The following is an 11,711-nucleotide window of genomic DNA, read 5'->3' on the forward strand; positions in this document are numbered from 1 at the left end:
CAATAGGTTATGATGCGGCAGTAAAATCACCATGATATGAGGCTTAGCGCGTGAGCCAAGACTTTGGGTTTTGTGTTTTACTGTTGCGGCGAATTTCGAAGTAGAGTGAGGGTTGTGGTTGGCCGCCTGTGTCTCCGGCTAGGGCAATGGTTTCGCCAGCCGTGACTTTGTCGCCCTCTTTTTTCAGCAAGGTTTGGTTAAAACCATAAAGAGTCATATCGCCCTTACCATGGTCAAGCAACACCACTAAGCCATAGCCGCGTAAGTAGTCAGCAAACACGACAGTGCCTGAATAGACGGATTTCACTGCCTGACCATAGTTTGCGTCAATCACCATCCCTTTCCAATTAATTTGCCCAGTTTGGCGCGTGCCGTAGTTGTGCAGAGTTTGCCCTTTTAACGGCCATGGTAGCTTGCCTTTTTGACGTGCTAAACCATCCATAGGGACTGAATTGCGTTTGGCGGCTTTGGCTATTTCCGCTTTGAGTCGTGTTTCATTACGTTGCAACTCTGATAGGTAGACTTTGTCGTTGGAAATGCTGTTGCGGATTTTGGAGACAGTGCCTTTGCGTTGTGACTGAGCTTTGGCTAATTGATCGCGCTTATTGGTTTGCTGTTTGAGCAAGGTCGTGATCTGCTGTTTTTCGAGATCCAACTGCTCACGACTATTGGCCAACTCAGTCACCACGGTTTCAAGTTCGGCGATGGTTTTGGCGCGTTGTTTGGCCAAATTTTGGAAATATTGGCTGATCCTATCTTCCTCGACACCTTGATTGAGGATCTTGGTAGAAGACTTAGCTCTTTGGGTGACATAATAGGTTTGCAGTAACGCGGCCAGTTTGTCGCTTTGCGCCTGTTTTTGTTGCTCAAGATTAAGAACTTTACTTTCTAGCTGATCAATATTGCTGTTGGTGTTGGCTAACGAGGCTTTAGTCTGCTTAATTTCATTTTCTATGCGGTTAATAGAAATCTCTTGGTTTTTAAGCGATTGCTGTAGCGTATCAAGCTTGTTTTGCTGACTCGACAGCGATTGCTTTTGACGAGAGATTTCGCCACTTACGCCTTTAAGCTCATCATTGCTAGCCGAATAGCTAGGAGTTAGGTAACAGGTGGATAGTATCAATCCGAGCGCAAAAGCTGTTCTTTTGGCTAAGAGTATCCGGTTTGCAATCACCACCATTGAGTAAGAATGTCCTAACTATCTGAGAGAGAATCAGTATACCCAAACCTCTTGTGTAGAAGAAAGGGGAAAGTCAAAACTTGTCGAGGTGCGAGGTATTTCACTTCAATAAAAAAGCCCGAGCATAGGCCCGGGCTAGAAACAGAGAAGACAGGGTTACTTAAATAACACGTCGCCAGTCATTTCTGATGGGATCTCTAGGCCGGTAAGCGCTAGCATCGTTGGCGCAAGATCAGACAGTTTACCACCTGATTTGAACTCAACCGCTTTGTCACCAACGTAAATCAGTGGTACGGGTAGGTTGGTGTGCGCGGTGTGAGTGCCACCCGTTTCCGGATCGACCATCATTTCTGCGTTACCGTGGTCTGCTGTGATCAGCATTTGACCGCCAACTTCTTCGATAGCAGCAACGACCTTACCAACACAGGCATCGACAGCTTCGATGGCTTTTTCTGCCGCTTCATATACGCCAGTGTGGCCAACCATGTCTGGGTTCGGGTAGTTACAGATGATCGCGTCGTATTTACCAGATTTGATCGCGGCAACCATTTTCTCGGTCAGTTCTTCAGAACTCATTTCTGGTTGAAGATCATAAGTAGCCACTTTTGGTGATGCGACAAGTTGACGCTCTTCACCTTCAAATTCGTTTTCAACACCGCCGTTGAAGAAGAAAGTCACATGAGCGTATTTTTCTGTTTCTGAAATACGTAGTTGAGTTTTACCCTGTTTAGAGAGCCACTCACCATAAGTGTTTTCCAGTGATGCTGGTGGGAAAGCAGTAGCAAGAGGGATGTCAGCTGCGTATTGAGTGAGCATCACGAAATGAGTGCTAGGGAATACCGCGCGTTCGAAACCATCAAAGTCAGCAACGAAGGTGCGAGTAATTTGACGTGCACGGTCAGCACGGTAGTTCATGAAGATAACAGCATCGCCATCTTGCATGATTGCATCTTCTTGATCTTCTGCTTTGATGGCGGTCGCTTTAACGAATTCATCGTTCTCTTCACGAGCGTATGCTGCTTCAAGACCTGCTACTGCTGTATCGAAAGTAAATTCAGCTTTAGCTTGAGTTAGAAGATCATAAGCAACTTGAACGCGATCCCAGTTGTTATCACGATCCATCGCATAGTAACGACCGACAAGCGAAGCCACTCGACCTTTGCCCAGCTTCGCAAACAGATCTTGGAAGCGCTGTAGTGAGTTTTGTGCGCTACGTGGCGGCGTGTCACGGCCATCTAGGAAACAGTGTAGGTAGATTTTCTCAGCGCCGCGTGCTGCTGCCATTTCAACGGCTGCGTAGATGTGGTCTTCGTGAGAGTGAACGCCACCTGGAGACATTAGTCCCATGATGTGAACCGCTTTATCTGCTTTGACGGCAGCATCGACCGCTTCAACCAATGCTGGCGTGTGAGCAAATTCGCCATCTGCAATCGATTTAGTGATACGAGTTAGATCTTGATAGACCACACGACCAGCACCAATATTGGTGTGACCCACTTCTGAGTTACCCATTTGACCATCAGGCAGACCTACGTCCATACCAGAAGCTGAGATAAGAGTGTTCGGTTTGTTAGCAAAAAGGCCGTCTAAAACAGGTGTTTTTGCATTTGCGATCGCGTTGCTTGCGGTATCTTCACGGTGACCGTAACCGTCAAGAATAACTAGAGCCATTGGCTTCTTAGCTGACATAGTGATGACCTCGTCAAATTTCAAAATAACTTTAGAAACAAAATTAGCGTAATTTTACTACACTTTTTAACCAAAACTGTAGGTTAAGATCAATTATTGTTTGGGAAATATCGTTGCTATCTTTCACTTTACTCGCTATTGGCGTGATTTCAACTCGTTTGCGTCGAATGCCGGTTAGTGGTTATTGTCGCATCTGGTCAGAAAAAAGAAATTCGGTTTTGGCTATTAACTAGATAGCCGTTAACCGACCAGAATTCCTGTCCCTGCGACCGCCATCATCGCGCCTATCCAAGCGAAGCGATTGGGGCGTTTTCCTGAATAAATCCAAAGTATAGGCAATAACATAATCGGTGTAGTCGATGAGAGTAACGCGACCATTCCTACATTGCCTTGTTTTAGAGCGTAGAGAATCAGCGTCATTCCTACTGCCATGGCTAAAAAACCGTTGACGGCGGTAATAGCAAAGATTTTGATATTCATCGGCAAAGTGGCTCGGGCCAATTTAACGCCACTGATGAAAAGCAGGCAGTGAGCGGCAAAGGCGGTCATCATTCGGATTGCAGAAGCGGCGACCGGATCAATATCCGTCTGCATCACTGGTTTGGCGATAATCCCGCCCAGAGCTTGGCATAATGCCGCAAGGAGGCCGAGGCTGATTCCTGCCCACACATTGCCTTTAATCGATTCAAGTTGATTGGCCGCTTGACCTTTGCGGCCGAAGAAAATCGCTGTCAGCACGCCAGAAAACACCAATAGCGCGCCAATAAACTCGATGTGAGTCATGGTTTCGCTAAACAGGAAGTAGCCAAGAATCGCGGAGAAAACAGCATGGCAAGAAAACAGCAAGCCTGCTTGTCGCGGGCCCATCCGATTTAGGCAAGCAAACAGTGCCGTGTCACCAATAAAAATACCAATAACACCAGAGAGCATCATGGCAGAAACAGCGCTTTGTTCAACGCTCGACCACCCCCCTGTATAGAGCGCCATCGAACCGAGGATAATTGAGGTGCAACCCATACGCCAACGGCTATAGGCAAAGGTTCCTAAATGTTGCGCCGGAACGACAGAGAGAAGACTGGCCACGGCCCAGAGAAAGGCCGCGGCCAATGCCAGCCATTCATAACCCATCGACACGTTATCCTTGTGAATATGGAACAGTAATGGCTGACAATATGCATTAAAAATGCGTTAAAACAAACCTTAAACTTTGAAGCGCCCGACCTCTTTACGCATGGTCTGAGCAGACTCACGCATGTTATCGGCACTGTCACTGCTTTGTATCGCTTGTGCTGCAAGTACATCAGAGGCGTCTTTAATCCCTTGAGTGTTACGACTGATGTCTTCACTGACCGCACGTTGCTCTTCAGCCGCGCTAGCGATTTGTAGCGCCATATCATTGATTTCGGTAATCGCATCGGTGATACGGCCTAAGCTTTCTGCGGCTTGTTGTGCGTAATTGACACTAGTATCGGCCAAAGAGGTACTGCTCTGCATGCTATTAACTGCTTGCTTAGTGTTGTTCTGCAACGTCTCTATCATGTTGCGAATCTCTTCGGTCGAGCCATGGGTTCGTTGACTCAAGACTCGAACTTCATCTGCGACCACGGCAAAGCCACGTCCTTGTTCTCCTGCACGCGCCGCTTCGATGGCTGCGTTGAGGGCAAGCAAGTTGGTTTGCTCGGCTATTCCCTGAATGGTAGATAGAATTTGGTTGATGCTCTGAGTGTTACTTTCAAGCTCTGAAATGACGCTCGCAGCGGCCATGACTTGGTCAGCCAAATCAACAATTGCTTGACGGTTTTTCTGAATGACTTGTTGGCCATCTTGGCAGGCGAGCGAAGAGGTCTGTGAAGCGTTTGCCGTCAGTTCAGCGTGGCTCGCAACCTCAGCGGCCGTTGCTGACATTTGATGGATCGCGGTGGCAATTTGATTGACATCATTTTGCTGCACTTCAACTTGATGCGATGACTGCTGTGATAGTTGGTTCGCTTGTACTGCTTGAGCTGCCAGCGTGTCACTGTGTTGAATAATACCGCTGATCATTGCTTGCATCTGCGCGAGAAATTGATTGACGTGCTCCGCGACTTCGCCGATTTCATCGCGGCGTTTAATTTCAATACGCTGAGTTAAGTCTCCTTCCCCTTTTGACAGCTGTGATAAAGAAGCCGATAAGTCTTGCAGTGGTTTAAGGAGCTTGGTGATGGTGTAAGTGCTAAAGGTCGCAATCACAAAATACAGTATCAGTGAGGCGAGCGCCGTAAACTGAATCTGCTCACTGACCGATGCAAAAGCGAGTGTTTTATCGACAACGATGCCCAGTGACCAATCCGTCGAAGGGACGCTGATCATGTAGATCAACTTGTCACCTTGATTGGGCCAGTGAATCGTCGAGATTTGCGCGCTGTCGATCAGTTGCTCGATGGTATTGCTCGTTAATGCTGGGTTTAGCTCGGTGACGGGCTTTTGGCTCAATTTTTCATCTTGATAGGCGACAATGTTGTTGTTGCCGTCGATGAGAAAGGTAAAGCCGTCGTTGTCGAGCGTAACGTTCAGCACTTCATCGATAATGTTAGTGACGGTAAGGTCAGCTGCCAGTACGCCAGGTTTTTGGCCAGTAAAAGCTTTGGCAAAACTGACGACGATGCTGCCATCAAAGTCTTGATAGGGTTCGGTTAAGATGAGCCCTGAGGCTTTCATTGCATCTTGATACCAAGGGCGAGTGCGCGGATCGTAATCGGCAGGCCAATCTTCGCTTTTATCGCCGTAGGCTATCGAACCATCTTCAAAGCCAGCGTAGACCGAAAGAAAGTCTCCGGCGCGCTTGGTGACTAACATCTCACGTTCAGGGTTTTGCGCCGCTACAATGACTTTTTCGTTTGCTAACATCATGTCACTGCGAATCTCTAACCAGTCACTGATGTAGCGCGAGGTAGCATGGCTGACATTGGCCATTTCACTATTGAGGGCTGAGGTTGTCTCGTTTTTGAGTTGGCTTACCGAGATCCAAGCTTGAACGCCACTAACAATGGCGATGACGATTGCTATCGCAATCTGCATTTTTAATTTAATGGTATTTCTCATTGCCTTTCCTTTAGTTACTAGACAATCAATCGAGAAGGGCGGTGTGGCAGTGAATTTGCCGCATCTGCATTGGACCGTTGATGGACAAATTGATCTGTGCCGCCAGAATGACTTACGTTGAAAATTGAATTGGATGTTATTGTTATTATTGAATTTATTTTATATGTCTTATTGATGGATTAGGTTGATCTAAGTATGGAATTGCAGATTCACTGTGTGGCGGCTTAGTGATATTTGAACAAAATGTGACCTCTAGTCCATAAACCAGAGGTCACGGTTATTTTAGGTGAGAATCAGTGCCCCGATGTAAACCAACACTAAGCCGATGACACCGATGATTAGGCCTGTTTTTGCCATATCTTTGCTCTCAATAAGGCCGGTAGAGTAGGCCAGAGAGTTGGGGGGTGTTGAAACTGGCAGAATCATACCTAATGATGCAGAGAAGGCGACGACCACTAACAAGCCTTGCAAGCCGCCAACACTGACTAGGCTCTCCATCGAGGCGCCAATGGCCGCAGCAATCGGCATCAATAAGTTGGCCGTGGCAGTATTCGACATAAAGTTTGCCATGATCCAACAAACGAGTGACAAGGTTAACACGACCGCGATTGGTGACAGAGACTCATAGTCTATCGCATGGGCTAGCGCCGATGCCAAGCCTGTTTTGTCAAGACCAATCCCGATAGCAATCCCCCCAGCAACCAACCACAGTACATCCCAGTTGATCTGCTTCAGCTCCGCTTTGCCCATGATGCCAGTCAACGTGAAAACCGCGAGAGGAATAATGGAAACCACATAGGTGTTCATGCCATGAAGTTTGGTCGTCATCCACAATAAAATCGTTGATGCAAAAGTGATGTAGACAACAATAGCGCGCCAATTTTTTTGAAATTGACCGTCGAGTTTCAACGTCATGGTCGGCTGTGAAGAAGGAAACAGTTTTTGCAATAAGAACCAAGCGATCGTCAACTGAATAACAACAAAGGGCAGTCCCATCATCATCCATGTAAGAAAGTCGATGGCGTTTTCGCCAGTCAAATATTGCAATGCGATCGCATTTGGCGGTGTACCAATGGGTGTCGCAATACCACCAGTATTGGCCGCTATCGGAATACACAACACCAGAGCTTTGATGCCGATGTCACCTTTCGGAGCTGAGGCCACAATCGGGCCGAGTAGCGCTAACATCATCACTGTGGTCGCGGTATTGGACATAAACATCGAAAAGACAGCAGTAATTAACATCAACCCGAGCATGATGAATTTCGGCTGGTGGCCGAAAGGTCGCAGTAAAACGCGCGCTAGGTTGTTGTCGAGTTCGTATTTAGAGGCCGCAATCGCTAGGGCAAAACCACCCATAAATAGAATAATGATCGGTGATGAGAAGGCGCTAAAAATGTCGGTGTAATTCATCAACTCGCCGAGTTCGTGTCCCGAGGGAGGCGTACGAAACAGGTGCAGCCCTTTATTCGAGATCATCACCAGTTCTAGTGCGATGATCAGAATCGACGTTGCGAACACCGGAACAGGTTCAAGTACCCACAATAATGCCGCGAGCAAGAAGATAGCCAACAAACGATGCTGGATGAGGGTTAGATCATCAATCGGAATCCAGTCGATGGGCATGAATAGTACCCCAACAGGAATCGCGAAACTGATTAAAAGTTTTATTAGAATTCCAGACTCAACCTTGAGCATAGCGGATTCTACCTCGTGATAAACAAAAGCCAGCTCATAGATTAATTTACAATCATATTGAGGTCTTCGACCGAGCCTAGAATTTTGATAAACAGTTGAATTTGTTCACGTGGATTTGCTTTGAATCAAAAAAGCCCCGCATAAGCGAGGCCAGTAGTAGAGCTTTGGTAGAAAAAGGCAGTTAGTCTTGTTGAGACTCTGTGGACGTCACATGAGCGTATGGTGTACCCATCACAGTGGCCTGACTATTTTGCATCGTCTCATCAAACTCAATCGCGCCTTTGGCAAACAGGTTTATCACCGTTGAACCTAGTTTGAAGCGGCCCATTTCTTGACCTTTTTTGAGAATAACGGCGTTATTCCCTTGAGCTGGGTAGTCCCATTTGTACACGCTGTTACCACGAGGCGGAGTCACGGTGCCTGCCCATACTTGCTCGATACTGCCAACAATTGTGGCACCGACGAGCACCTGCGCCATAGGGCCAAATTCAGTATCAAAGATAGAGACGACACGCTCGTTACGTGCGAACAGATTAGGTACGTTTTCTGCAGTGAGTGGATTAACCGAAAACAGGTCGCCAGGAACATAAATCATCTGACGTAAGGTACCATCACATGGCATGTGCACGCGGTGGTAATCACGTGGTGACAGATAAAGCGTGGCAAACTCGCCGTCTGCAAATTCAGCGGCTAATGCGCCGTCGCCACCTAATAGCTCTTGTGCGCTAAAGTTGTGGCCTTTAGCTTGAATCAACTGACCATCAGTAATCGGACCGAATTGGCTCACGCAAGCGTCTGCCGGGTGAGTGATCACAGACTCATCATTTGTAATTGGTCGTGCGTCAGGCTTGAGCTCACGAACAAAAAATTCGTTAAACGTCTTGAAGTGCTTCGGATCTGAGTGCAAAGCCTCTGCCATATTGACGTTATATTGTTTAATGAACCAGCGAATGACTGCTGTTGTCAGACCGCCAGCTTGCGCGGATGCGAGCTTGCCCATAAGGCGTGTTAGACCATGCTGTGGGATCCAATATTGCAGTCCAACTTTAATCTTATCCATTGTGTTCAATTCCAATGTTATGTGTACGATTGACGAGTTTCTGGGCGCGAGATGTTACTCAACTTGCTCGTAAATGTCAGCAGTTGCGCGCGTTTGCTTACAAATTTGCGGCTACAAATCGGCTTTTTTGCTGCGTGAGTACTGTCGGTTTGCCTTCATCTCAGCCATGCTTTCTAAAATGCGGTGATAGTTTGCAAAGCGAGTTTTATTAATCTCACCGTCTTCGACCGCCTGGCGTAGTGCGCAACCCGGATCGTCATTGTGTTTACAATCACGGAACTTACAGCCACCAAGGTAAGGTCTAAATTCAATAAATGATTTGGTAATTTCTTCGGCTTCTAGGTGCCATAAACCAAATTCACGCACCCCGGGTGAATCAATCAGATCGCCCCCGGTCGGAATATGATACAAGCGAGAGGCGGTGGTTGTGTGTTGGCCTAAACCAGAGTTGGTTGAAACCGCGCCTTCTTCAATGTTGAATTGTGGCATTAACGCATTGACTAAGCTTGATTTGCCCACGCCAGACTGGCCAACGAAAATATTAATGCGATCGGCCAGTTCGGCTTCCAATTCAGCAATGCCTTCTCCGGTTTGTTTACTGACAAACAAAACCTTATAACCGATCCGTTGGTACTCACTTAGCGCCTGTTTATACTCACTCAACTGCTGTGGTTCAAGTAAGTCGATTTTATTTAAAACCAACAGCGGTGAAATCTGCAGTGTTTCTGCGGCAACGAGGTAGCGATCGATGATATTAAGAGAAAGTTCCGGAAGTACCGAAGAGACAATGACAATCTGATCAACGTTCGCAGCAACGGGTTTTAAGCCATCGTAATAGTCAGGACGAGTCAGTACTGAGGTTCTAGGTTCAACCGCTTCCACAACGCCACTGATACCTTCCATCGATTCTAAACCCGCGCGCCAAATCACTTTGTCACCCGAGACCAATGTTTCGATACCACGGCGAAGATTACAGCGTTGAACTTCACCAGTGTCGAGATCTTCGATGTCGGCGTGTTGTCCAAAACGAGTGATAACCAGGCCTGCTTTGCTACTCCCCAACATGGACTCATCCCATTGAATGGTCTCTTCTTGTTTGAGTTTGCGTCTTTGGTTATGACGTACACGTCTGACCTGACCTTTGGTTAGCTTTTTCTTTTTAGCCACGTTTCTCTACTTCAATTGTTTAATTTATCGAGTGACCCCTGAGTGACAGCCTCTATCTCAAACTATCTTGGGGATCGGAATTTGGGTATAGTACCTCTTTTAGCGCAAAACCAATAGGCAACGATTTATGTCCTTTAGCGATCAAAATTTAATTTGGGTGGATCTAGAGATGACAGGGCTAGACCCGGAAACTCACAAAATTATCGAAATCGCCACCATAGTCACCGATAGTGAACTGAATATTTTAGCTGAAGGACCAGTACTTGCTATTCATCAATCTGAACAAGAGCTGCAAAAAATGGATGAGTGGTGTACGACAACTCATACAGGCAGTGGGTTGGTGGAACGTGTTCGAGCCAGTAATATTGATGAGCAAGAGGCGATTCGCCAGACGATCGCGTTTCTGGAACAGTGGGTACCAAAAGGTAAATCGCCAATTTGTGGCAATAGCATAGGCCAAGATCGCCGTTTCTTGTACAAACATATGGCGCAGTTGGAGCAGTATTTCCATTATCGTTACATTGATGTCAGCACTCTGAAAGAGCTGACACGCCGTTGGAAACCAGACGTTTTGGACGGATTTAGCAAGCAAGGTAGCCACCTAGCGCTGGATGATATCCGCGAGTCGATTGCAGAACTGCAGTACTATCGAAAAACGATTTTCAGCATCTAGTCGTCGTGTTCCAGTCTGTTATACAGATTTAAATTGCTCACAAAGCCGCACCCCATAGTGCGGCTTTGTGTGTTTTTAGGGAATGGGTAAGAAGACAAATTGTGCAACGCCATGGGCCACTTTGGTAATGCTGCGATTGGTTTTGTCGGCCACAATCAACGCCATCATGTCTTGGATCGTGACCATTTTGGTAAACAAGCGGTCAAAGCTAAAATCGCCGCCTTGTTCATCGGTGTCATTGGTAAAGATGAGTGGATTGCCCAATGCGTCCCTGCGGTGATAGAGACGCCAGACAAAAATTTCGATGTTTCTGGCACTGTTGTACAGCGCTTGCTCGTCAAGTGAATCTAGAATAAAAAACTCTTGCTGGTGGTTGTAAGAGCGACGGAGCATCTCAGCTAACCCTACCATCGCCGCAAACACGCGATCACCTTCGTAATCCTGCTCAAAGCTCAGCAATATGGCATCAATGCTAGTTAACCCATTAAGCTCATCAAAAACCAATGGCGGTAGTTCGATTTGGTCTTTAGGCCCTAGAATCTGCTTAATCCGACTTTCAATGGTCGCGTGTGGGTTTTTACTAAGTTGAATTGGATTACGTACGTACAGCTTACGCGTTAGCTCGGCAATGTGTATTTTGAGTTGACGCGCATGGGTATCCATTACAAAATCTACATCGCTTTTTCCAAGGTTGCGCACAGGCTTGGGTAGAGATCCGCACCCTGAAACCGCAAGCATGACAATGATGAGCAAAGGTGTTTTGAAACGAAAACTGCAAAAGTGCATACCACATCACGTCCATGTTAATGATTGAGCGCATCAAAGAGAGAGCTGTCCGTTATATATAAAATTACTCAGCACTGCGATGGAGATGATTAAAAAGGCAGGTCAACATCCCATTTTGTAGCTTGAGAGCAACTGAGATGATTTTCCTTCGCGTATTTTGTGTGAATTTCAAGCTATTTAAGCAATTGCTGTGCGCTTTTTGCTCACATGCAAAAAAAAACATTTTTTTTGCATGAAGGACTTGCATCACAAAAAAATGCTCTTATAATTCGCAGCCCTGAACGACGGAAACGTTGTTGATGCGACACTAGCTCAGTTGGTAGAGCGCAACCTTGCCAAGGTTGAGGTCACGAGTTCGAACCTCGTGTGTCGCTCCA

The 11,711-nt window shown here is 46.8% G+C and carries 9 protein-coding genes and 1 tRNA gene; 2 read left to right on the forward strand and 8 right to left on the reverse strand.

What is annotated here, in order from left to right:
* Nucleotides 1-43 precede the first annotated feature (43 nt).
* From BS19_RS13960 to rsgA, 7 genes are all read right to left on the reverse strand, one after another.
* Nucleotides 44-1,180 (reverse strand): murein hydrolase activator EnvC family protein, encoded by a 1,137-nt coding sequence (locus tag BS19_RS13960; protein ID WP_038176047.1) that lies wholly within the window; start codon nucleotides 1,178-1,180, stop codon nucleotides 44-46.
* Nucleotides 1,181-1,336: 156 nt separating this feature from the next.
* Nucleotides 1,337-2,869, reverse strand: a complete 1,533-nt coding sequence (gene gpmM, locus BS19_RS13965) for a 2,3-bisphosphoglycerate-independent phosphoglycerate mutase (RefSeq protein ID WP_038176048.1) — start codon at nucleotides 2,867-2,869, stop codon at nucleotides 1,337-1,339.
* A gap of 240 nt (nucleotides 2,870-3,109) precedes the next feature.
* Nucleotides 3,110-3,997: a DMT family transporter gene (locus BS19_RS13970; protein ID WP_038176049.1), complete on the reverse strand. Its 888-nt coding sequence runs from the start codon at nucleotides 3,995-3,997 to the stop codon at nucleotides 3,110-3,112.
* A gap of 72 nt (nucleotides 3,998-4,069) precedes the next feature.
* Nucleotides 4,070-5,950, reverse strand: coding sequence for a methyl-accepting chemotaxis protein (locus tag BS19_RS13975; RefSeq protein ID WP_038176050.1), 1,881 nt, complete (start codon nucleotides 5,948-5,950; stop codon nucleotides 4,070-4,072).
* Between the two features lie 282 nt (nucleotides 5,951-6,232).
* Nucleotides 6,233-7,648, reverse strand: coding sequence for an SLC13 family permease (locus tag BS19_RS13980; protein ID WP_038176052.1), 1,416 nt, complete (start codon nucleotides 7,646-7,648; stop codon nucleotides 6,233-6,235).
* Between the two features lie 181 nt (nucleotides 7,649-7,829).
* Nucleotides 7,830-8,708 carry an archaetidylserine decarboxylase gene (asd, locus tag BS19_RS13985; protein WP_038176054.1) on the reverse strand — a complete coding sequence of 293 codons (879 nt, stop codon included), beginning with the start codon at nucleotides 8,706-8,708 and terminating at the stop codon, nucleotides 7,830-7,832.
* Between the two features lie 111 nt (nucleotides 8,709-8,819).
* The gene (gene rsgA, locus BS19_RS13990; protein ID WP_038176055.1) at nucleotides 8,820-9,875 is read right to left on the reverse strand and encodes a small ribosomal subunit biogenesis GTPase RsgA; all 1,056 of its coding nucleotides are present in this window, start codon (nucleotides 9,873-9,875) and stop codon (nucleotides 8,820-8,822) included.
* A gap of 127 nt (nucleotides 9,876-10,002) precedes the next feature.
* Here rsgA and orn point away from each other — a divergent pair, with 127 nt between their 5' ends.
* Nucleotides 10,003-10,548: an oligoribonuclease gene (gene orn / locus BS19_RS13995; RefSeq protein WP_038176057.1), complete on the forward strand. Its 546-nt coding sequence runs from the start codon at nucleotides 10,003-10,005 to the stop codon at nucleotides 10,546-10,548.
* Nucleotides 10,549-10,623: 75 nt separating this feature from the next.
* Here orn and BS19_RS14000 read toward each other — a convergent pair whose 3' ends face one another.
* A complete protein-coding gene (locus tag BS19_RS14000) occupies nucleotides 10,624-11,211 on the reverse strand; it encodes a hypothetical protein (protein WP_245609285.1) in 588 nt (195 codons plus the stop codon).
* Between the two features lie 424 nt (nucleotides 11,212-11,635).
* Here BS19_RS14000 and BS19_RS14005 point away from each other — a divergent pair.
* Nucleotides 11,636-11,711, forward strand: a tRNA-Gly gene (locus BS19_RS14005).

The sequence above is a fragment of the Vibrio pacinii DSM 19139 genome, from assembly GCF_000711795.1.
Taxonomy (GTDB): domain Bacteria; phylum Pseudomonadota; class Gammaproteobacteria; order Enterobacterales; family Vibrionaceae; genus Vibrio; species Vibrio pacinii.

Excerpts from the sequence above, each read along its gene's own strand:
- BS19_RS13960 (WP_038176047.1), bottom strand. The coding sequence starts at position 1,180 with ATGGTGGTGATTGCAAACCGGATACTCTTAGCCAAAAGAACAGCTTTT.
- asd (WP_038176054.1), bottom strand. The coding sequence starts at position 8,708 with ATGGATAAGATTAAAGTTGGACTGCAATATTGGATCCCACAGCATGGT.
- orn (WP_038176057.1), top strand. The coding sequence starts at position 10,003 with ATGTCCTTTAGCGATCAAAATTTAATTTGGGTGGATCTAGAGATGACA.
- gpmM (WP_038176048.1), bottom strand. The coding sequence starts at position 2,869 with ATGTCAGCTAAGAAGCCAATGGCTCTAGTTATTCTTGACGGTTACGGT.
- BS19_RS13975 (WP_038176050.1), bottom strand. The coding sequence starts at position 5,950 with ATGAGAAATACCATTAAATTAAAAATGCAGATTGCGATAGCAATCGTC.
- BS19_RS14000 (WP_245609285.1), bottom strand. The coding sequence starts at position 11,211 with ATGGATACCCATGCGCGTCAACTCAAAATACACATTGCCGAGCTAACG.
- BS19_RS13980 (WP_038176052.1), bottom strand. The coding sequence starts at position 7,648 with ATGCTCAAGGTTGAGTCTGGAATTCTAATAAAACTTTTAATCAGTTTC.
- BS19_RS13970 (WP_038176049.1), bottom strand. The coding sequence starts at position 3,997 with ATGGGTTATGAATGGCTGGCATTGGCCGCGGCCTTTCTCTGGGCCGTG.